The organism is Azorhizobium sp. AG788 (assembly GCF_943371865.1).
GTDB lineage: Bacteria > Pseudomonadota > Alphaproteobacteria > Rhizobiales > Xanthobacteraceae > Azorhizobium.
Window position 1 is genome coordinate 1 of record NZ_CALRWL010000026.1, and the last position, 20202, is coordinate 20202.

At 68.7% G+C, this 20202-nt stretch carries 18 protein-coding genes; 7 read left to right on the forward strand and 11 right to left on the reverse strand.

The window, feature by feature from the left end; genetic code table 11:
• Positions 1–81: 81 nt before the first annotated feature.
• Both ugpB and AAG816_RS15610 read right to left on the reverse strand, forming a co-directional pair.
• The gene (gene ugpB, locus AAG816_RS15605; RefSeq protein WP_341990577.1) at positions 82–1422 is read right to left on the reverse strand and encodes a sn-glycerol-3-phosphate ABC transporter substrate-binding protein UgpB; all 1341 of its coding nucleotides are present in this window, start codon (positions 1420–1422) and stop codon (positions 82–84) included.
• A 131-nt stretch (positions 1423–1553) separates the two neighbouring features.
• Positions 1554–2375, reverse strand: a complete 822-nt coding sequence (locus AAG816_RS15610; protein ID WP_341990578.1) for an ORF6N domain-containing protein — start codon at positions 2373–2375, stop codon at positions 1554–1556.
• Positions 2376–2552: 177 nt separating this feature from the next.
• Here AAG816_RS15610 and AAG816_RS15615 point away from each other — a divergent pair, with 177 nt between their 5' ends.
• A complete protein-coding gene (locus AAG816_RS15615) occupies positions 2553–3803 on the forward strand; it encodes an Hsp70 family protein (protein WP_341990579.1) in 1251 nt (416 codons plus the stop codon).
• Here the strand turns inward: AAG816_RS15615 and AAG816_RS15620 are convergent, their stop codons facing one another.
• The 6 genes from AAG816_RS15620 to AAG816_RS15645 form a co-directional block, all read right to left on the reverse strand.
• Positions 3804–4919 carry an ABC transporter permease gene (locus tag AAG816_RS15620; protein ID WP_341990580.1) on the reverse strand — a complete coding sequence of 372 codons (1116 nt, stop codon included), beginning with the start codon at positions 4917–4919 and terminating at the stop codon, positions 3804–3806.
• Between the two features lies 1 nt (position 4920).
• Entirely contained in the window at positions 4921–7671 is a 2751-nt protein-coding gene (gene rbbA / locus AAG816_RS15625; RefSeq protein ID WP_341990581.1) for a ribosome-associated ATPase/putative transporter RbbA, read from the reverse strand.
• Positions 7668–8663, reverse strand: coding sequence for an HlyD family efflux transporter periplasmic adaptor subunit (locus AAG816_RS15630; protein WP_341990582.1), 996 nt, complete (start codon positions 8661–8663; stop codon positions 7668–7670). Before AAG816_RS15630 ends, rbbA begins: the two co-directional genes overlap by 4 nt.
• Positions 8660–9355, reverse strand: coding sequence for a TetR family transcriptional regulator (locus AAG816_RS15635; RefSeq protein WP_341990583.1), 696 nt, complete (start codon positions 9353–9355; stop codon positions 8660–8662). Before AAG816_RS15635 ends, AAG816_RS15630 begins: the two co-directional genes overlap by 4 nt.
• Positions 9356–9491: 136 nt before the next feature.
• A complete protein-coding gene (locus AAG816_RS15640; RefSeq protein WP_341990584.1) occupies positions 9492–10274 on the reverse strand; it encodes an anti-sigma factor in 783 nt (260 codons plus the stop codon).
• The gene (locus tag AAG816_RS15645; RefSeq protein WP_341990585.1) at positions 10271–10861 is read right to left on the reverse strand and encodes a sigma-70 family RNA polymerase sigma factor; all 591 of its coding nucleotides are present in this window, start codon (positions 10859–10861) and stop codon (positions 10271–10273) included. The genes AAG816_RS15640 and AAG816_RS15645 overlap by 4 nt, the downstream gene beginning before the upstream one ends.
• Before the next feature lie 192 nt (positions 10862–11053).
• Here AAG816_RS15645 and AAG816_RS15650 point away from each other — a divergent pair, with 192 nt between their 5' ends.
• Both AAG816_RS15650 and AAG816_RS15655 read left to right on the forward strand, forming a co-directional pair.
• Complete coding sequence (locus AAG816_RS15650) at positions 11054–11836, forward strand: DUF4394 domain-containing protein (protein ID WP_341990586.1); 783 nt, start codon at positions 11054–11056, stop codon at positions 11834–11836.
• A gap of 125 nt (positions 11837–11961) precedes the next feature.
• Positions 11962–12534 carry a hypothetical protein gene (locus AAG816_RS15655; RefSeq protein WP_341990587.1) on the forward strand — a complete coding sequence of 191 codons (573 nt, stop codon included), beginning with the start codon at positions 11962–11964 and terminating at the stop codon, positions 12532–12534.
• A 73-nt stretch (positions 12535–12607) separates the two neighbouring features.
• Here AAG816_RS15655 and AAG816_RS15660 read toward each other — a convergent pair whose 3' ends face one another.
• From AAG816_RS15660 to AAG816_RS15670, 3 genes are all read right to left on the reverse strand, one after another.
• Positions 12608–13201 (reverse strand): SH3 domain-containing protein, encoded by a 594-nt coding sequence (locus AAG816_RS15660; RefSeq protein ID WP_341990588.1) that lies wholly within the window; start codon positions 13199–13201, stop codon positions 12608–12610.
• 359 nt (positions 13202–13560) lie between these two features.
• Positions 13561–14127 carry a hypothetical protein gene (locus tag AAG816_RS15665; RefSeq protein ID WP_341990589.1) on the reverse strand — a complete coding sequence of 189 codons (567 nt, stop codon included), beginning with the start codon at positions 14125–14127 and terminating at the stop codon, positions 13561–13563.
• Positions 14128–14279: 152 nt separating this feature from the next.
• The gene (locus AAG816_RS15670; RefSeq protein WP_341990590.1) at positions 14280–15104 is read right to left on the reverse strand and encodes a helix-turn-helix transcriptional regulator; all 825 of its coding nucleotides are present in this window, start codon (positions 15102–15104) and stop codon (positions 14280–14282) included.
• Positions 15105–15262: 158 nt separating this feature from the next.
• On the opposite strand from AAG816_RS15670, the gene AAG816_RS15675 reads away from it, so the two are divergent.
• Genes AAG816_RS15675 through AAG816_RS15690 form a run of 4 tightly spaced genes read left to right on the forward strand, consistent with a single transcriptional unit; the run spans position 15263 to position 20077 of the window.
• Positions 15263–16327 (forward strand): hypothetical protein, encoded by a 1065-nt coding sequence (locus AAG816_RS15675; RefSeq protein WP_341990591.1) that lies wholly within the window; start codon positions 15263–15265, stop codon positions 16325–16327.
• 5 nt (positions 16328–16332) lie between these two features.
• Positions 16333–17820 (forward strand): aldehyde dehydrogenase family protein, encoded by a 1488-nt coding sequence (locus tag AAG816_RS15680; protein WP_341990592.1) that lies wholly within the window; start codon positions 16333–16335, stop codon positions 17818–17820.
• Positions 17817–19280, forward strand: a complete 1464-nt coding sequence (locus tag AAG816_RS15685; RefSeq protein WP_341990593.1) for a gamma-glutamyltransferase — start codon at positions 17817–17819, stop codon at positions 19278–19280. Before AAG816_RS15680 ends, AAG816_RS15685 begins: the two co-directional genes overlap by 4 nt.
• Positions 19277–20077: an aspartate dehydrogenase gene (locus tag AAG816_RS15690; protein WP_341990594.1), complete on the forward strand. Its 801-nt coding sequence runs from the start codon at positions 19277–19279 to the stop codon at positions 20075–20077. The genes AAG816_RS15685 and AAG816_RS15690 overlap by 4 nt, the downstream gene beginning before the upstream one ends.
• Positions 20078–20202 lie beyond the last annotated feature (125 nt).

Below are 20202 nucleotides of genomic sequence, written 5' to 3' on the forward strand. Positions count from 1 at the left end.
ACCCCCCTCCCTGCCCTCCCCCGCAAGGGGGGAGGGTGAAATCGGGGCGGGTGCGCCTCCTGCGCGAAAGTCCGTTCGGCTCTACTTGTTCGCCTTCTCGAACGCCCGCAGCAGGTCGTTGCCGCGCTGCTGGGCGTCGGCGAGGGCCTCCTTGGCGGTCTTCTTGCCGGCGAGCGTCAGCTCCAGTTCTTCCTCGATCACGTCGCGGATCTGCGCGAACGAGCCGAAGCGCAGGCCCTTGGAGTTTTCCGTCGGCGGGTTCAGCGTCATCTGCAGAATGGAGACATCGGTGCCGGGGTTCTGGGCATAGAAGCCCTGGCTCTTGGACAAATCATAGGCCGCCTGGGTGATGGGCAGATAGCCGGTCTGCTGGTGCCACCAGGCCTGCACCTCGGGGCGGGAGAGATAGGAGAAGAACTTCGCCGCGCCCTGATATTCCGCCTGCGGGCGGCCGGAGAGCACCCACAAGGTGGCGCCGCCGATGATGGAGTTCTGCGGCGCGCCCTTCACGTCGGGCCAATAGGGGATCATGCCGTAGCCCAGCTCGAACTTGGCATTGGCGAGGATGGCGGCGCGGGCGGCGGAGGAGCCGATGGAGATGCCGCACTCGCCGGAGAAGAATTTCGGATCGGCCTTGGCCTGGCGGCCGCCATAGTCGAACAGCTTGGTCTTCTGCCACTCCGCCAGCTTCTCCCAGTGCCATTGCACCAGGGGATTGTTGATCTCCAGCGCGGTGTCGAGCCCGCCCATGCCGTTCTGCTTGGTGCCGATGGCCACGTTGTGGAAGGCGGAGAGGTTCTCCACATTCACCCAGGACGGCCATTGGGTGGTGAAGCCGCAGGGTACGCCGGCCGCCTGGAGCTTCTTGCCCATGGCCTCCACTTCGGGCCAGGTCTTGGGCGGGGTGTTGGGATCCAGCCCGGCCTTCTTGAACAGGTCCTTGTTGTAATAGAGGATCGTGGTGGACGAGTTGAACGGGAACGACAGCATGTTCCCCGCCGTGTCGGAATAATAGCCCGTCACCGCCGGCAGATAGGCCTTGGTATCGAACGGCTCCTTGGCGTCGGCCATCAGCTTGGAAACCGGATAGACCGCGCCCTTGGCGGCCATCATGGTGGCGGTGCCGACCTCGAACACCTGCACGATGGCCGGGTTCTGCTTGGCGCGGAAGGCGGCGATGGCGCCGGTCATGGTCTCGGGATAGCTGCCCTTGTAGACGGGCACGATCTTGTAGTCGGTCTGGGTGGCGTTGAAGTCGCTGGCGATCTTCTCCAGCTTCTCCCCCAGCGGGCCGGACATGGCGTGCCACCACTGGATTTCGGTCGCGGCCATCGCGGTCGTGACCAGGGGGCTGCCGATGAAGAGCGCGCCGGCCAGCGCGCCCGCTGCCAGGCCTCGGATTGCCGTCTGCCAACGCGTCATGTCCGCCTCCGGTCCGGTCCGCGCGCCGGGGGCGGCGGGCGGACGACGTTTGACGCAGGCTTGCTGGCTTTGGATGAATCGCCGGTGACAGATCTGCAACGGTTTGGTGACCGTGAGGAAATCCGCGCGGTTCAGGCGCCTCCGAGGTCCTTGAGGGTGGCGAGCAGGCCCTCGACGCTTCCGGTGTCCAGATAGTGCTGGACCTCGATTATGATGCGCAATTGCTTGGCCACATAGGCCAATTCGCGATGCTGTCCCTCAATATGCTTGTTCTTGATCTCTGCGTCGATGGATTCGGCCTCCTTCAAGAGCTTGTGGGTTTCAGCGAGCGTCTTCTCGTTCTGTGCGCCGGTCTTGCGCAGCATCTCTTTGATGGCCTGCAGACCCTCCGCGGCGATGGCGCGGGCTTCGTCTCGAACGCTGGTTTGGGCCACCGGATCGGCGATGGCATCCAAGACCCGGCCGAGGGCCCCTTCAAGCTTCGCCATGAGCCCATGGCGCCCTTCCGCCGCAAAGGACGGCAAGCTCTTGGGCTCGACACTCACCGGCAGGTTCCGACCATTTGCGATCGCGAGTTGCTGTCGGCGGACATCCACAAAGACGCCGATGATGAAACGGGATGCGGCGACCGCACGCTCCGAGCGCAAGACGGTGGCGGCCATGACAACGCCGTGCTCAGTGAACATCCGAGGCGGCTTCCGGCGCCCGCCGTGGCGGCCGGGATTTGATGTCGCAGACTGCGACTTCAAGCTGATCCACTCTTCCGCCGTGAGCTGGAATGCGAAATCGTCACCGAATTTCGCGAGATTGCGGACAACCTGCTCATTGAGGCGTGCCGTGGTCACCGCGAAGAGTTTCGCGACGTCTTCGTCCATCAAAACAGAAACGCCGCGCAGGTGGTGGATGACGGGAACGGGAAGTCCGTCGAACTGTCGTTCCGAAGGATCGCTCATGGCGCCCCGCCAAACTTGATGTCGCGGAATGCGATATCAAGCTTGCCGACGGCAAGAGCGCCCGCCAAATCCCGTCGTCTGGTCCAGGCCCTCCAACGCTCAGTGTGCGATGCAGCACGGAAAGGCTTGCCCCGGCGCCCGCGAACGCGTAACAAGCCGCCCCTTCGGAGATCCCCCATGGCGGCCTGCGGCCTCGATTTCGGCACCTCCAACACCACGCTCGGCCTGCCGGGCCGCGCCGGCCCCGTGCTGGCGGCGCTGGAGGGCGACAAGACCACGGTGCCCAGCGCCGTCTTCTACGACCGCACCGGCATCGCCCGGATCGGCCGCGATGCCGTGCGCGCCTATGTGGAGGGCGAGGACGGCCGCCTCATGCGGGCGCTGAAATCCGTGCTCGGCACGGCGCTGATCGACGAGACCACCAATGTGGGCCGCCGGCGCATCCCGTTCCGGGAGGTGATCGGCGATTTCGTCACCACCGTCAAAACCCGCGCCGAGGCCGATCGCGGCGTGGCGCTGACGCAGGTGGTGATGGGCCGCCCCGTGTTCTTCGTGGATGACGATGCCGCCGGCAATGCCAAGGCGCAGGAGGCGCTGGAGGGCGTCGCCCGCGCGGCGGGCTTTTCCGAGATCGCGTTCCAGTTCGAGCCCATTGCCGCGGCGCTGGATTATGAGCAGCAGGTGGCCCACGAGGAACTGGCGCTGATCGCCGATATCGGCGGCGGCACCTCTGACTTTTCCATCGTCCGCCTGGGTCCGGACCGGCGGGCGCGGCCCGATCGCGCCGACGACATCCTGGCCAATGACGGCGTGCGCATCGGCGGTACCGATTTCGATCGCCAGCTCTCGCTGGGCGTGGTGATGCCGCTGCTCGGCTATCGCAGCCCCATGAAGCAGGCCGACCGCGACGTGCCCTCGGGCTATTATTTTGATCTCGCCACCTGGTCGGCCATCAACCGGCTCTATAGCGCCAAGACCGTGCGCGAGATCGTGGAGGTGCGCCGGGAGGCGGCCCATCCGGCGCTGCTGGAGCGGCTGATCAAGGTGATCGAGGAGCAGCGCGGCCATACCCTGGCCATCGCCACCGAAGGCGCCAAGATCGCTTTGGCGGAAGAGGGCCGGGCGCGGCTCGACCTGTCCGAGGTGGAAGCGGAGCTGGACGCGGAACTGGACCGCGCGGGCCTGGAAGACCACACCGCGACGCTGGCCCGCCGCATCGCGCAAAGGGTGGACATCTGCCTGGCCCAGGCGGGCCTGACCGCGTCCGATATCGACGCGGTGTTCCTCACCGGCGGGTCCACGCGCCTCGCCCATGTGCGCAGCGCGATCCTCGCCTGCCTGCCGGCGGCGCGGGTGGTGGATGGCGACACCTTCGGCTCGGTGGGCACCGGCCTCGCCCTGGAAGCGGGGCGGCGGTTCGGCGGCTGATCATTGCTGCGCGGCGAGAAATCCGCGGAACCGCACCAGAGAGAAGGCGAAGAACACCCCGCCGATACCCAATGTGGCCACGAAGCGCGGCCACACCACCTCCAGCCCCGCCCCGCGATAGAGAATGGCCTGGGCGAAGGCGACGAAGTGGGTGGAGGGCGAGACCTGCACCGCATATTGCATCCACACCGGCATGCTCTCCAGCGGCGTGAAGCCGCCGGACAACAGGTTCATGGGCAGGATGGTGAGGATGAACAGCAGGCCGAACTGCGGCATGGAACTGGACAGGGTGCCGAGAAAGATGCCCAGCGAGGCGCAGAAGAACAGATAGAGCGCGGCGCCCAGCAGAAACAGCGGCACCGAGCCGGCGATCCGCATGCCCATCACCCCTTGCAGCACCGCCAGCACCGAGAGCGCGGTCAGGGCCAGGATCACCGCGCCATTGGCGATGATCTTGGCCATCATGATTTCCGAGGGGCGCACCGGCAGCGTCAGCACATGCTCCAGGGTGCCGTGCTCGCGCTCGCGGATCAGCGCCGCGCCCGCCAGCAGCACCGAGAGCATGGTGATGTTGTTGATCAGCCCCATGGTGCCGGTGAACCAGGAGGATTCCAGCGTCTGGTTGAAGGCGGCGCGGATCTTCAGCTCCACCGGGGTGGCGGCATCGCCCTCGCGGCCGAGAAAGCGGGCCATCTCCTGCGCGAAGATGGCCGCGATGTCATTGGCGCCGAGCCCCGCCTGCATCAAGGCGGTGGCGTCGATGAGCAATTGCACATCGGGCGAGCGCCCGGCCAGAACGTCGGCCTGGAAATTCGGCGGGAAGTCGATGACGAAGGTGTAGCGCGCCGCGTCCATGGCCGGGTCCACCGTGGCGGGGGCGATCGCCACCGGCGTCTGGAACCGCGGCGGCAGCAGCGCATCGATGATGGCGTGGGACAGAGCGGAATTGTCCTCGTCCACCACGCCAACGGTGGCGCGGTTGAGATCGTGCTTCATGCCGTTGGCCTGGACATAGATGGCCAAGGTGAAGGCGTAGAGCACGAACACCAGCATCGCCCGGTCGCGCCACAGGCTGATGAGTTCCTTGCGGATCAGCGGCAGGAGGGCGTTTCCCATGTCAGGCCTCCTGCTTCTTGAGCAGCAGGAAGGCGATCAGCAGCAGGCCCGGCCAGAAGGCGAGGCAGCCGAGCGCGAACGGCATCAGTTCCACGAAGCTCAGGCCCTTGGTGAAGGCCCCCACGCTGGCGCGCAGGAAATAGGTGGTGGGAAACAGCGTGCCCAGCACATAGGCGCCGCCCTCCAGGGTCGCCACCGGCTGGAGCATGCCGGAGAACTGGGTCGCCGGCATCATGGTGGCGAGCGCGGTGGCAAACAGCGCCGAGACCTGGGTGCGGGTGACGGTGGAGGAGACCAGGCCCAGCGCCGTGGTGCCGAGCACATAGCCCAGCGCCGCCACGCTCAGCCCGAGGAAGCTGCCCTTCAGCGGCACCTGGAACACCACCAGCGCCATGATCACCATGAGCAGATAGTTGAAGCAGGCGAGGCCCACATAAGGCAGTTGCTTGCCCAGCAGGAATTCCAGCTTGGTGACCGGGGTGACATAGAAATTGGTGATGGACCCCAGTTCCTTCTCCGTCACCACCCCCAGCGCGGTGAGCACCGCCGGGATGAACACCAGCATCAGGGCGATGGTGGCCGGCACCATGGCATCCAGGCTGCGGAAGGCCTGGTTGTAGCGATAGCGCATGGCCAGAGTCGCGGCGCTGGTGGTCTGCGTGCCGGCAGCGGCCGCCACCTCGGAAAGAAATTGCGCGTGGGCGCCGGTGACATAGCCCTCGATGGTTTCGGCGCGGAACGGCATGGCGCCGTCCACGGTCACCAGCACTTCGGTCGCCCGCCCGGAGCGCAGATCGGCGCCGAACTGCGGCGGGAGTTCGATGGCGAAGGCGATGTCGTTGGCCTTGAGCGCGCGATCAAGAGCGGCCGGGTCGGCCAGGGGCGCCTCCTGCTGGAAATAGGAGGAGTGCGCATAGGTGTCCACATAGGCCCGGCTCTCCGGGCTCTGGTCGCGGTCCAGCACCGAGAAGCGCACATGGTCCACGTCCAGCGTGATGCCGTAGCCGAAGATCAGCATCAGCAGCGCGGTGCCCAGCAAGGCGAAGGTGAGGCGCACGGGATCGCGGCGCAATTCCGTCGCCTCGCGCCCCGCATAGGCCCCCAGCCGGCGCAGGGAGAAGCCGCGCCGGGCGGTGGTGGCGCCCTCCGGCGAGGGCGGCAGGCGCGGGGCGGGGGCGGAGGTGCGTCCGCCTTCCTCCATATAAGCGATGAAGGCCTCTTCCAGGCTGGCCGCGTGCTTGTCCGCTTGCAGGGCCGCCGGGGTGCCGGTGGCGATCACCTTGCCCGCATGCATGAAGGAGATGCGGTCGCACCGCGTCGCCTCGGCCATGAAATGGGTGGAGATGAAGATGGTGACCTTGTCGTCCCGCGACAGGCGCTGGAGGTGGTTCCAGAAATTGTCGCGGGCGATGGGATCGACGCCGGAGGTGGGCTCGTCGAGGATCAGCACATCCGGCCGGTGCAGGATCGCCACCGCCAGCGACAGGCGCTGGCGCACCCCCAGCGGCAGCCCGTCGGAGAGCTGGTCGAGATAGACCGCAAGATCGAAATCATGCACCAGTTCCGCCAGCCGCGTGGCGGCGGCGTCCGGGGCGAGGCCGAACAGGCTGGCATGCAGCTCCAGATTCTGCCGCACGCTCAATTCGCCATAGAGCGAGAAGCTCTGGGACATGTAGCCCACCCGGCGGCGGGTCGCCATGTCGTCCGCTGCCACCGCCGTGCCGAACAGCTGCGCCTCGCCGCTGGAGGCGGGCAGCAGGCCGGTGAGCATCTTCATGGTGGTGGACTTGCCGCAGCCATTGGAGCCGAGGAAGCCGAAGATCTCGCCCTGGCGGATGGTGAAGCTCACATGATCCACCGCCACGAAGTCCCCGAACTGCCGGGTCAGCCCGCGGGATTCGATGGCGACGGGGGCATCGGCGGGGATTTCGCCCCGCGCCGGCGGAGGATCGTCGGCGCCCTGGGCATCGGGGGGCAGGAGCGCGATGAAGGCCCGCTCCAGATCTGTCGTGCCGGTGCGCGCCAACAGGTCGGCGGGGGCGCCATCGTCCAGGATGCGCCCATCATTCATCATCACCACGCGGGAAAAGCGCGCGGCCTCATCCATGTCGGCGGTGGCCACCAGCAGCGCCAGTTGCGGCCGGTCGGCGCGAATGGCATCCACCAGATCCCAGAACTGGCGGCGGGACAGCGGATCGACGCCGGTGGTGGGCTCGTCCAGCAGCAAGAGGTCCGGCTCATGCACCAGGGCGCAGCACAGGCCCAGTTTCTGCTTCATGCCGCCGGAGAGCTTGCGCATCAGCCGGTCGGCGAAGGGGGCAAGGCCGATGGCCTCCAGCAACGGGGCCATGCGGGCTTGGGCCGCCTTGGCATCGGCGCCGAACAGCCGGGCGAAGAAGGCGATGTTCTCGGCCACCGTCAGGCCGGGATAGAGGTTCTTGCCCAGCCCCTGGGGCATGTAGGCGATGCGCGGCTGCACCGCCTCGCGCGGGCCTTTGACGGCCATGTCGGCCCCCAGGGCCGAGACGCTGCCCATCTGGATGCGCTTGGCGCCGGCGATCAGCGCCAGCAAGGTGGATTTGCCCACCCCGTCCGGCCCCACCAGCGCCACCGCGCCGCCGGCGGGGACCAGGAGGTCCACCCCGTCGAGGGCGATGGTCTTGCCGTAGAGGTGGCGCACGCCCGCCAGCTGGAATCCGCCCGCGGCGGGGGAGGAGGCCTGGGGGGCGGGCGCGCCGGCGCCCGCGCTCATGGCGCCTTGGCCTGGGTGAAGTCGGATTCCAGCCATGCGGGCCAGGGGACCTTCGGGTCCAGGCGCACATAGGCGACCCCGGTCACTCCGGTCTTGGTCTGCTCGATATAACGCTGCACCAGGGTCTGCGGAATGCGCACCTTGGCGCGGAACATCATGCGGTCGCGCTCGCTCTGGGTCTCCACCTGCTTGGGGGTGAACTGGGCGCGGGCGGAGATGAAGGAGACATTGGCCGGGATGGCGATGGTGGGGATCGGCTCCAGCAGCAGCCGGGCATCGGCGCCCACCGCCAGTTGCCCGGCCAGCGAGGCGGGCAGGAACACGGTCATGTAGACATCGGACAGGTCCAGCAGGGTCAGCACCTTGCCGCCGGCGGAGAGCACTTCGCCCGGCTCGGCGAGGCGATAGAGCACCCGGCCGCTACGCGGGGCCACCAGCGTGCCGTCCGCCACCTGGCGGGTCAGGCGATCCACTTCGCCATTGGCCACGCGGATGGCCGCCTCATAGGCGGCCACCGCGCTCATGGCGGCGTTCAGCGCCGCCTCGGCGGTGACCTTGGAGGTGCGCTCCTGGTCCACCTTCTGCTGGGTGGCGAAGCCCTTGGTGAGCAAGGTTTCGTCCCGCTGCAATTCCTTGATGGCCAGGTCCAGCTCGCCCCGCCGCTGCTCCACCACATGGCGGGCCTGCTCATAGGACCGCTGGGCCTGCTCGGCCTGGGCCTTGGCGCCGCGCAGGGAGGCTTCGGTCTCCGTCATGTCCATCTGCGCCACCACCTGGCCCTGCTTGACCAGGTCGCCCTCTTCGGCGGTGACGGTGGCGATGCGTCCGGCATTCTTGGCGGCCACATCCACTTCGGTGGCTTCCAGGCGGCCGTTGGCGGCGATGAGGCCGGCGGGCAGGGTCTGGCGATGGCGCAAGGCGTAGGTGCCGACCGCCGCCGCCCCAGCGACCAGGAGCACCAAGGCGGCGATGATGATGGACTTACGCGTCATGCCTGCGCGCCCATGGCACCGACGAGGGCGGGCGCTGCGCCGGTGACGGGCACGTCCATGCCCGGTGTGGCGGAGGGGGGCACGGTCGCGGCTCGCTCGTTTGCGCCCGCCGCCAGGCAGCTTTGCAGCAGGTGGGTGATGCGGCCCGTGAGGGCGGGATCCACCGGCGCCGCGAGGGCGGACACCCCCATCACCGCCCGCAGCATGGCGATGCCCAGGCAGCAGGCGGCCAGAAGCGCGGCCTGCTGGTCGGCGCTGTCCGCCGTTCCGCCGCTGCCCTCGCCCTGGCGGGCGATCTCGGCCATGGGGCGCAGAAAGCGTTCTTCCAGATGCGCCCGCAGGATCGGTGCGGCGTGGGGATCGGAGACCGAGCGCACCAGCAGCAGCACCGGATCGCCCTCGGGCCGGTCCTCCGGGGCCAGCAGATGGGCAATCAGGGTTTCCACCAGCGCCGGCGCCGTGGTCACGTCCGAGGGCCAGTCGCCAAAGGCGCGCCGCACGCTCTCGGCGAACAACTGCTCTTTCGAGCCGAACAGCCGATGGACCCGGGCCACATCCAGCCCGGAGTCGGTCGCAATATGGCGCAGGCCCACCTGTTCGTAGGCCTGGGTGGAAAACCGCCGCACCGCAGCCGTCAGCGCCTTCTCGCGCGCGGCTTCCGTGCGCTTGGCGGGAGTATCGAGGTCCATCATGACCTATGCCTCGTTGTCCGCGCGACGGCGCGGCGTCGAGACCACTAGAGGCCAGTCTGTCACAACCCACGTTGAGCCAAATCAACGTCATGTGCGAAACATGATCGCAGGTCTCGGCCTGTTCAATAGCTTGGGATTACAGGGTTCGGCTGGCATTGCCCTTCATCAGGATCGGCCCGGTGGGCCGGCCGGTGGGCGAGCCGCCCGCCGGCTCCAGGGTGATCTCGAACAATTGGTCCGCGCTGGCGGTGGGTAGGCCGCGCACGGACAAATCCAGGTTGCGCATGGCCTCCAGCAGGCCCACGGACACCGGCCCGCGGGCACGGTCCCACAAGGTCCACACCTGCAATGTCTTGCCCGCCGGCACGTCGATGGCCTGCAACGGCACCAGTTCGGTCCGGCCATCGGCGAAGGCATTCACCACCGCCCCCGGCCGGTTGGCGTCCGACAGCAGCACCGCCACCAGCACCGGCGTGCGGTGGGCCTCGCGCACCAGCAGGGTCACGCCAATGGCCAGCAGCACCACCGCGGCGCTGGCCGCCAGGCCGACACCGCGCCAGATGTCGAGATCATTCCACAGCCCCACCAGCAACGAGGTGCGGCTGGGGCGGCGGCGGGGGGGTGGAAGCGGGCGCGCGGGCGCCGCCTGCGCCTCGGGCGGGGCGGGCATCTCCGCGGCGGGAGGCGTGGGCAAGGCGGTCTCGATCCGGCTCCACAGGTCGGCGCTCGCGGGCTGGGGCGCGGCGGTAAAGTCCAGTTCCGCAAAGCGCAGGCGCCAGGTGTCCACCAAAGCGCGGAAGTCCGCATCTTCGGCCAGCAATTGGTCGCACAGGGCCTGGTCGGCGCCGTCCGCGAGGCCCAGCACGCATTCGGCGGCGAGGCGGTCGCGGGCGTCGGCGGTGAGGGGTTCCGCGCTCATGACATGCACTCCCGCAGGGCCAGCAGGCCGCGGCGGATCCAGGATTTCACCGTGCCCAAGGGCTGGCCGAGGCGCCCGGCCAGTTCCCCGTGGCTGAGGCCGCGAATATAGGCCAGCACGATGGCATCGCGCCGCTGCGGCTCCAGCCGCTCCAGGCAGCGCCGCAGCGCGCCGGCCTCGGAAAGCGCCGCCACCACCGCCTCGCCGTCCGGCTCGGGGGCGGCCAGGCCCAGGGGTTCGAAATCCCCCACCAGATCGGTGCGGGCCTCGCCGCGCAGCACGTTCAGGGCGCGATGGCGCAAGATGGCGAAGATCCAGGTCTGCGCCGCCCCGCGGGTGGCATCGAAGGTGGACGCCTTGTCCCAGATGCGCAGGAAGGTGTCGTGCACCACCTCTTCCGCCAGATCCCGCCGCCGCAGCATGCGCAGCGCCACCCCCACCATGCGCGGGGCCAGCGTGTCGTAGATCGCCTTGAGCGCCGCCCGCTCGCCGCGGGCGCAGCCGTCCAGTGCCCGCGCCAGATCGGCATCCTCGGCGGACCTGGCGCCGAACGGGGGAGACGACAGAGAGAGGGCGCCTTCGCTCACGGGGGCTCCTGACACGGGGGCGGCTGGGTCGGTTGCGTCCTGACGTGGCGCCACCTTAGCGGGGCCAGGATACACAGCGGCGTCCGCCGCGCACCGTCGGTGAAAAAATTTAAATCCGCTGCATCCATGGGGCAGGCTGGCGGGTAGCCGCTCCGTTCCGCCGAAACACTCGGCTCACAACGGAGATGTCCCATGAAGGTCTCGACCCTGACGCTCTCGACCCTGGCCCTGGTGCTGGCCGCCACCTCTGCCCAGGCGCAGACCGTGGCCGCCTTGGTGGGCGACAAGACCATCGCGCTGGTGGACGTGAAGACCCTGAAGGCCGGCAAGGCCATGACCGTCTCCGGTATCGACGGCGCCGTGCTGGGCCTCGATGTGCGCCCCGCCGACGGCAAGCTTTATGCCCTGTTGGCCGACGGCACCGTGGTGACCCTCGACCCCACCACCGGCGCCGCCACCAAGGTCTCCAAGCTGGAGACCACGCTGAAGGCCGGCACCCTGGCCACGGTGGATTTCAACCCGGTGGCCGATCGGCTGCGGGTGATCGGCAGCGACGGCACCAATCTGCGGGCCAATGTGGATGACGGCAAGGTCACCACCGACGGCGCGCTGAAGTTCGCCGAGACCGACATGCACAAGGGCGAGACCCCCAAGGTGGTGGCCGGGGCCTATACCAATGCGGTGAAGGGCGCCAAGGAGACCGCGCTCTATGACGTGGACGCCACCATCGGCGGCCTGCTGAAGCAGGCGCCGCCCAATGACGGCGTGCTCACCGCCGTGGGCAAGCTGGGGGTGGCCGGCCCCACCTATGCGTTCGACATCGTCACCCTGGCGGACGGCACCAATGCCGGCTGGCTGATGGCCGCCGACACCCTCTACAAGGTGGATCTGGCGACGGGCAAGTCCACCAGCGTCGGCAAGATCACCGGCCTTGGCGGGGCGGTGCGCGACATCGCCATCCTGCCGGCCATGTGAGCCCCCTGCCGTGACGGGCGGCGCCCCCGGCGGGGGCGCCGCGTTACAAAACGTCTTGTTTTGACCACGCGGTGCAACAGGGCCTGGCTAGCGTGATGGCGTCCATCTGCAACAAGGACGACATCATGAAAAAGACGTTCGTACTCGCGTCCCTCTTCTGCGCCGCCGTGGCCGGGGCCGCCGCCACCCTTCCCGCCCGCGGCGCAGCCAATGGCGGCGCGGCGCCGCAGACCCCCCCGACGCTGGAAAGCTGCACCCTCGCCCCCGCCATGGGCGCCCCGTTCCTGGGGCAATATGATCCGGCGCGGGCGCGGCTGATCGTCGGTGCGATGCTGGCGGCGCAGGAGACCGCCATCGGCATCACCCCGGCGCAAGTGCCGGTGTGGCGGGCCTATACGGTGGCGGTGATCGCCATGCTGCCCACCGGCGAGCGGCTGGCGCTGTGGCAGGCACAGCAGGCCAAGGAACCGCGCAAGCCGTTCGCCGTGCCCGAAGCGATCGCGGATACGCTGCTGGCCAAGGCCGAGGGCGCCCGCAAACTGAAGGACGCGATCACCGCTCTGCGCGCCGCCCTCACCCCCGAGCAGATGAAACTGGCGGAACTGCCGCAGGAGCGGCTGATGGGGCATCTGGGGGATCTGATCGCGGCCCGCCAGTCGGAGATGGCCGCCCCGCCCGCCGGCTGCGGCCCCTACTGAGCCCAAACCAGAACGCCCGGCGCTCCGTCTGGAGCGCCGGGCGTTCTGCTGTGTGGGATGAGCTGCCGAAGCTTCAGCGCTCGAAGCTGCGGGTGCGGGTGGCGACCCCGCCGTTCGGCCCCACCGTGGTGCGGGTGGAACTGCACTCCCCGCCGCCGCAGGTGCGGGTCTGCACCGTGGCGCCGCCATAATAGCCGGTGCTGCCGCGCACGCTGGTGCAAGACCCGCCGCCGCAATTCACCGCCGCCCCGTGGGAGGTCACGCGCGGCGCGCCATAGGGCGGATAGCTGCCCCAGCGGCCATACCAGGGATAGGCGCGGTAATAGGTGTCCCAATAGGTGCGGTCGAAGCCCACCACCACCACGCCCACCCGGGGCGCCACCGGCGCGGTGAGCACCACCGGGGCGCCCTGATAGACCACCTGGATATAAGGCGCGGCCACCCAGCCGCGATACGGCCCATAGCCCACGTCACACCACGTATATCCGGGCAGGCAGCCATAGGTGACGATGGGGGTCGCCGCCGGCACCACGGTGACCGCCGGATAGGCGGTGGAGGGCCCGGCCCGCAGATTGACATTGCTCACCGCCACCGCGCCGGTGGCCGCGGACGCCATGCCCGCCGACGCGGCCAGGATCACGGCCGCCACAACGCACGTCTTTCGCATGTTCGAACCCTTTCTTCACGCCCCGCGCGCGCCCGGATCCGGACGCCGCCGCTGCGGGGCGGGGGCTCACTTAGGGGCATGGGCTTTGCGGGCGTGATGCAGGTTTGTGGCGTTTTGTAACGGGGGAGCGTTGCTGCGGGCGATGGCAGTGGGCCGAAAATTGACGGTTCGGCCAAGGGGGTGTATTTTCTGCTCAGATCGCTGGTGATTGAGCGTGTGAAGAACCAGCGCCACCCGTGTTCACGGGTTCTTCCCGTATGGGGAGAGCAGCCCGAAAGGGTCAAGAGCTTCGCTCCGAGGCGTATGCCGGATGGCCCCGAAAGGGGCCATTTCCGTATCTGAGATATGGACCATTGCCCTCAAATGCGAGGCCTCGGGCGGTTTCGGTCGGCGATCTTCTTCGGATGCCGGTTTTCGCAGCGAAGCCTGACCAGATGCTTGAATTTCACCGATCCAAAGGTATCCGGCGCCTTGGTGTGGCAAAAATAGGCGGATCGGATCTTCATATGCAGATCGAACGGGATGCCGGTCACGCGATCAAGCGTGAATATGATCGCATATAATCTCACCTGTCCGGTGTCGGTATGTAATGGCAGTTGTGCATAGCGATCATTTCCGCTCAGCATCCAAGTGATCTGGTTGGGGAAGCTATTGATCAGTTCGCGCAGAGCGAGAGAGGCCTCATACCGTGCGGGGCAGAAATATCCTGGATTTCGGCTGCACCCGGGGAAGATCCCCGTTGATGTATCGCTCGGCTCCGCATCTCTGGTGAAGACGTGGTCGCTGAAGGTGACAACGAGCCGCCGGGACACAGCGCCAGAATCCACGACTTCCAATGAAAGCTCATCCAGATGATCGAAGGTATAGGTTCGATCTGCAGTCTGGAACGCTGGCCAAACTGATTTTTGGATATAGCGGTGCGCCATTGGCGAGAGAGGGGCCTTGCGTTTCACCGGTGCGGTGAAAAAGATGTCGAAATTCGACTTTGATATGAAGTCTGCATTTCGAACTATTGAAGCAGAAATACAATTTTTGTCATCTGGTCTTTCAATCGCGCGGGCATTTGTGCCCGCCCCCCTCACCCCAGATACCGCCCCGGCGAGACCCCGAACGCGGTCTTGAACATGGCGATGAAGGCGCTCGGCCCCTCGAAGCCCAGCGCGTCGGAGATGCGGTTGACGCTCTCGCGGGCGGCCAGCATCTCCAAGGCGCGGAACAGCTTGGCCTGACGGCGGAAGGTGCGCAGGCTGAGGCCGGATTCGGCCTTGAAGCGGCGCTCCAGGGTGCGGGCGGACAGGCCGAGGCCAGCGGCCAGCTCCGGCACCGGGCGCACATCCGCCGGATCGGCGAGGATGGCGCGGGCGAGGGCGCGCAGCGGCGCGCTCGCCGGCATGGGCAGCCGCAGCGGCGCCACGGGCGAGGCGGCGATCTGGTCCAGCAGCACCGCCACCAGCCGCCCGGCGGGGCCGGCCTCGTCATAGTCCGGCGGCAGTTCCGTCACCGCCTCCAGCAGATTGCGCAGCAAAGGCGAGACCTGCACCACCGCCATGGCGGCGGGCAGGGCCGCGGCGGCGTCGCGGCGCACATAGAGGGTGCGCAGGCGGGTGGAGGCCAGATGCCGGGTGGCGTGCAGGGTATCGGGCGGAATCCACAGCGCCCGTTCCGGCGGCACGAAGAAGGTGCCCTCCGCCGCGCTCACCGCCATGGCGCCATCCAGCACCGCCAGCAATTGGCCGCGGGCGTGGCTGTGGGGATGTTTGCCCTCGCCCCTTGTGCCATCGGCCATGAAGGTCACCACCCGCCGGGGCCGGTCCGGCACCGGCATGTCCACCACGAAGCCGTTGGGGTTTTCCGCGGGTGGAGCCGGCGGGGTGGCCGCGCGGGGCTTTGGCGTGAGGGTCATTCAGGGCCATCCGGCGCGCCGTGGGTGTCGCTTCACAGCAACTTTTCGGCAGACTAGCGCTAACAGCGCCTCCCTGTCGCCTCCTATCCTGGTTGCGATGCAACGGCGGTCCGGCCCTGCGCCCAGGGTTCGGATGCTGCCCAGAGGGGAGAGCCACCATGCGGTCCACGGTGATCGGCGGCGCCATGCTGCCCCACGCCCCGCAATTCTTCACCCAGCCCGACACCGAGGACAAGGCCACCATCGCCGCCGTGCAGGCGGCCGGCGCGGCCATCGGCGAAAAGCTGAAGGCGCTCGATCCTGATCTGTGGATCATCTTCTCCAATGACCATGCGGAGCAGTTCTTCCACACCGCCGCCCCGCCCTTCACCATCCATGTGGGCGGGGAGGCCTCGGGCGCATTCGCCGGGCGGGAGTTTCATTGGCCGGTGCCCAGCGCCATCGGCTTCGAACTGGTGCGCGAGATGTATCGCCAGGGCTTCGACCCTGCTTTCAGCTCCACCGCCAAGATCGACTATGCCATCGGCATTCCGCTCACCCATCTGGGCGTCACCGCCCCGGTGCTGCCGATCTATGTGAATGCCTATCTGCCGCCGCAGCCCACCATGGAGCGCTGCTATGCCTTCGGCCAGGCCATCGCCCGGGCGGTGACCACCTTGGGGCTGCGCACCGTGGTCATCTGTTCGGGGGGCATGTCGCATTTCCCCGGCACCGACCGCTATTCCAATCCCGAACTGGACTGGGACAATGCCGCCTTCGCCAAGCTGAAGGCCGGCAATCTCAAATCGCTGATCGGCTATGACGAGGCCGAGCTGGACGCCACCGGCAATATCGAATTGCGCTGCTGGGCCTGCGGCGCCGGGGCGCTGGGAGAACGGGTGCCGGACCTGGTGTCCATGGACCCCTCCTGGCATCACAATTATGCATCCCTGGGCTGGTATGAGCCCAAGACCACCGACCATGAGGCCCATTATCCGGCGCTCAAGCCGGAGCTGGTGGAGCTGGTCACCGCTTTGCATGCGCTGGCCCACGATGCCGCCAAGCGCGAGGCCTATCTGGCGGACCCGGTGGCCTACGCCGCCGGCTTCAAATTGCCGGAGGCGCAGCGCGCGGCGCTGATCGCGCTCGATGTGCCGGCCATGGTGGCCATGGGCACCCATCCTCTGGTGCCGTTCCTCGCCAACATGCAGATCCAGCGCCTGCGCCCCCGCGCGGCGGAGTGAGAGCCATGATGACCGTGTCCATCAGCGCAGTACCCGTGAGCCCCGCTTCCCCGCCCCTGACGGCCGGCGGCCTGCCGCGCCTCATGTCCTTTGTCGGCGGTGGCACCCTCGATCACGGCGGGCCGAGCCTGGATCTGGTGCGCCCGCAGGATGGCGCCGTGCATGCGGTGCTGGTGGAGGCGGGCGCGGCGGGCGTGGCTCCGGCGGTGGCGGCCGCGCAGGCGGCCTTCCGTGCCCATCGCAAGTCCACCTTGCACCAGCGCGCGCACTGGCTGAAGGCGGCGCAGGCCGCTCTGGAGCAGGAGGCGGAGGCCATTGCGCAATTGATCAGCGCCGACGTGGGCAAGCCGATCCGCATGGCAAGGTTCGAGGCCCGGCGGGCGGCGGACTTCATCGGCGCCTGCGCGGCGGCGGTGCTGGATCTGGGCGGCACGGTGGTGCCGGTGGATGCGGCGGCGGCGGGGGCCGGGCATTTCGGCTTCACCCGCAAGGTGCCCTATGGGGTGGTGGCGGCCATCACCCCGTTCAACGCCCCGGCCAATCTGCTGGTGCAGAAAGTGGCCCCGGCCATTGCGGCGGGCAATGCGGTGGTGGTGAAGCCCGCCCCCGCCGGCACCCGCACCGCGCTGGCGCTGGCGCAGCTGTTCCTGGCGGCGGGCTGGCCGGAGGGGCTGTTCAACGTGGTCACCGGCGATCGCGACACCGCTCTGGCGCTGGCCGGGGCCGAGGGGGTGGCGGCGGTGAGCTTCACCGGCGGCACCAGCGCGGGGGAGGCGGTGGCGCGGGCGGCGGGCATCCGCAAGTTCGCCTCGGAACTGGGCTCGAACGCCGCCAATATCGTCATGGCCGACGCCGATCTCGACGATGCCGCCGGCAAGATCGCCGCCGCCGCCTTCGAGGCCAGCGGCCAGCAGTGCATCTCCGCCCAGAGGGTGCTGGTGGAGGCATCGGTGTTCGAGGCCTTCGCCGCCAAATTCGTCGCCGCCGCCGCCGCCCTCAAGGTGGGGGCGGTGGAGGACATGGCCACCGATGTGGGCCCCATGGTCCACCGCGCCGCCGCCGACCGGGTGATGGCCATGTGCACCGAGGCCATCGCCGCGGGCGCCCGCTATCGGCTGGCACCGACCCAGGACGGCTGCCTGGTCTCCCCCGCCATCCTGGCCGGCGTCACCGCGTCCATGCGGCTGTGGCAGGAGGAGGTGTTCGGCCCGGTGGCGGTGCTGGTGCCGTTCACCGGGGTGGAGGAGGCCCTGGCGTTGGCCAATGACAGCCCGTTCGGCCTCCAGGGGGCGGTGTTCACCGCTGGGCTGGCCACGGCCATGCGCTTCTCGGAGGATTTCGAGGTGGGGGCGCTGTGGGTGAACGAGGCCAGCCGCTTCCGGCTGGACATGTATCCGTTCGGCGGCATGAAGCGCTCCGGCACCGGCCGGGAGGGGGTGCGCGCCGCCATCGAGGAACTGTCACAGGTGAAATTCACGGGGCTGCGCCTATGACACAGGGTGTCGCAAATGGGGAATTGCGGGGCGATCCGTGTCTGAACCTGCGTCAGGTGCTGCGCAACAGCGTGGCGGTGCGCGCCCCGAAGGTGATTTCCGCCGCCACCTCCGCCTCCGCCGCCGCCGGCGCCCAGGCCTATGCCCAGGGCGGAAACGCCTTCGACGCCGCCCTGGCCGCCTGCTTCATGGACACCATCACCTTGCCCATGAAGTGCGGTCTGGCGGGGGATCTGGTGGCGCTCATCCGCCGCGCCGGCGGGCCGTTCGAGGCCCTGGTCAGCGTCGGCGCCGGGCCGCTGGCCCTGGCCGCCGGGGGCCGGATGGAGCGGGTGGGGCCGCGCTCCGTGGGGGTGCCGGGGGCACCGCAAGGCTTTGCCAAGCTTCATGAATTCGCCACGCTGGAGCTGGAGCAGCTCACCGCCCCGGCCATCGCCGCCGCTGCCATGGGCGTGCCCTGGACCGGGGCGGCGCTGTCCTATCTGATCGAGGCGAAGGGCCTGCTGGCGACCTATAGCCCGGGCCATCCCTATGCCCCCGGCGGGCGGATGCCGGCGGTGGGCGAGCTGCGCATCCTGCCCGGCCTCGGCCGCTGGCTGGCCCTGTTCGCCCGCCATCGCGAAGCCCTGTTCGAGACCGAAGCCGGCGCCGCCCTCCTCGCCGCCCTCACCCCCCGCGGCGGCCTCCTCTCCGCCGCCGACTTCCGCCAGCGACCGGCCCGGATGCTGGTGCCGGCCATCGGCGATGTGGCCCCGGGCCTGCGCCTGAGCGCGACCCCGCTGCCGACCCACGGGCCGCGGCTGATCTCAACGGTGGCAACGGTTCTGGTTGGATCCAGCGACCCCGTCACCGCCGTGCGCGGCGCCCGCGCTGACGCCCGCCGCGCCGGCCTGGAGCCCTCCGACGGGGGCACCACCCTGGTCATCGCCGCCGATGACGCGGGCAATGTGGCGGTGGTCCTGCACAGCAATTCCTTCCCGCAATTTGCCTCCGGCATCGTGCTGGATGACGGCCTGATCCTCAACAACCGCCCCGGCCGCGGCTTCGACCTCACGGCCCCGCCCGGTGCCGCCAATGCCCCTGCCGCCGGCAAAGTGCCCTGGACCACGGTGCACGCCTGGGCCTTGGAGACGGACGGCCAGACCTTCGTCGGCGCCACCCCCGGCGGGGTGAACCAGATGCCGTGGAACGTGCAGAGCGTGCTCGCTTTGGCGGCGGGCGAGGATCCCGCCGGGGTGGTCACCGCCCCGCGCTGGGCGCTGGATGCGCAGGACGTGCTCTCCGCCGAACCGGGCGCGCTGCCGGAGGGAATCCTACCGGATAAATCCTTGGAAGAATTGGAGTTAAGATCGGTGCAGCAGGTGGCGGCTCTGTCGGGAGACGGCGGGCTGCATGAACTTGCGGCGGACCCGCGCACCGGTGGGCGGGCCATCGGTCTCTATGGAGGGCGGGCACCATGAAGGTTGGCATCATCGGCTTCGGCGCCATCGGCGCGACCCTGCTGCGGTCGTTGCAGGCCGATCCCTCGGGCGTGGCCAAGGTGGCAGCGGTGCTGGTGCGGGCCAGCGGCCTGGACCGGGCCCGGTCCCTGGTGCCGCACGGTATTGTGGTGACCAGCGATTTCAATGCCTTCCAGGGATTGGGCCTCGGCGCGGTGGCGGAATGCGCCGGCCATCAGGGGCTCGCGGCCTACGGTCCCCAGGTGCTGGCCGGGGGCTGCGATCTGGTGGTGGCCTCGGTGGGGGCCCTTGCCGATCCGGCCCTGGAGGCGGCTCTGCGTGCGGCGGCAGCCATTGGCGGGCGCCTCGTCATTCCCGCCGGCGCCGTGGGTGGGCTGGATGTGCTGGGGGCGGCGCGGCGGGCCGGACTGTCCGAGGTGCGCTACATCTCCCGCAAGGCGCCCAAGGCCTGGGTTGGTACCCCGGCCGAACAGGCGGTGGACCTGGCAGCCCTGACCGAGCCGGCCACGGTCTTCACCGGCACCGCACGGGCGGCGGCGCTCAGCTTTCCGCAGAACGCAAATGTGGTGGCGGCGGTGGCCCTGGCGGGGCTCGGCTTCGACCTGACGCAGGTGACTTTGGTGGCGGACCCGCGGGCAACCGGCAACCGCCATCTGGTGGAAGCGGAAGGCACCTTCGGGCGCATCGCCATCGAGGTGGAGGGCCGCACCCTGCCTGAGAATCCCAAGACCTCCATGCTGGCGCCCTATAGCTTGGCGCGCGCTGTGCTCAACCTCGATGCGCGCGTGGTGATCTGAACGGACGAGAGGGCGGAGCCTCTATCCCCTTTCGGCCAAGGTGGTGCTGAGCGGGCGGGCAATGTCCCCTGCGGCAGCTGGGCCTTTAGTCCGTCCGGGACCCTGCAGAGATGGCGCTTTAGCCA

Bases quoted from the DNA above. Each gene is read 5' to 3' on its own strand.
- AAG816_RS15620 (WP_341990580.1), bottom strand. From the start codon at position 4,919: ATGGGAAACGCCCTCCTGCCGCTGATCCGCAAGGAACTCATCAGCCTG.
- AAG816_RS15670 (WP_341990590.1), bottom strand. From the start codon at position 15,104: ATGACCCTCACGCCAAAGCCCCGCGCGGCCACCCCGCCGGCTCCACCC.
- AAG816_RS15655 (WP_341990587.1), top strand. From the start codon at position 11,962: ATGAAAAAGACGTTCGTACTCGCGTCCCTCTTCTGCGCCGCCGTGGCC.
- AAG816_RS15690 (WP_341990594.1), top strand. From the start codon at position 19,277: ATGAAGGTTGGCATCATCGGCTTCGGCGCCATCGGCGCGACCCTGCTG.
- AAG816_RS15680 (WP_341990592.1), top strand. From the start codon at position 16,333: ATGATGACCGTGTCCATCAGCGCAGTACCCGTGAGCCCCGCTTCCCCG.
- AAG816_RS15635 (WP_341990583.1), bottom strand. From the start codon at position 9,355: ATGATGGACCTCGATACTCCCGCCAAGCGCACGGAAGCCGCGCGCGAG.
- AAG816_RS15685 (WP_341990593.1), top strand. From the start codon at position 17,817: ATGACACAGGGTGTCGCAAATGGGGAATTGCGGGGCGATCCGTGTCTG.
- ugpB (WP_341990577.1), bottom strand. From the start codon at position 1,422: ATGACGCGTTGGCAGACGGCAATCCGAGGCCTGGCAGCGGGCGCGCTG.
- AAG816_RS15630 (WP_341990582.1), bottom strand. From the start codon at position 8,663: ATGACGCGTAAGTCCATCATCATCGCCGCCTTGGTGCTCCTGGTCGCT.
- rbbA (WP_341990581.1), bottom strand. From the start codon at position 7,671: ATGAGCGCGGGCGCCGGCGCGCCCGCCCCCCAGGCCTCCTCCCCCGCC.
- AAG816_RS15675 (WP_341990591.1), top strand. From the start codon at position 15,263: ATGCGGTCCACGGTGATCGGCGGCGCCATGCTGCCCCACGCCCCGCAA.
- AAG816_RS15610 (WP_341990578.1), bottom strand. From the start codon at position 2,375: ATGAGCGATCCTTCGGAACGACAGTTCGACGGACTTCCCGTTCCCGTC.
- AAG816_RS15650 (WP_341990586.1), top strand. From the start codon at position 11,054: ATGAAGGTCTCGACCCTGACGCTCTCGACCCTGGCCCTGGTGCTGGCC.
- AAG816_RS15665 (WP_341990589.1), bottom strand. From the start codon at position 14,127: ATGGCGCACCGCTATATCCAAAAATCAGTTTGGCCAGCGTTCCAGACT.
- AAG816_RS15615 (WP_341990579.1), top strand. From the start codon at position 2,553: ATGGCGGCCTGCGGCCTCGATTTCGGCACCTCCAACACCACGCTCGGC.
- AAG816_RS15640 (WP_341990584.1), bottom strand. From the start codon at position 10,274: ATGAGCGCGGAACCCCTCACCGCCGACGCCCGCGACCGCCTCGCCGCC.
- AAG816_RS15660 (WP_341990588.1), bottom strand. From the start codon at position 13,201: ATGCGAAAGACGTGCGTTGTGGCGGCCGTGATCCTGGCCGCGTCGGCG.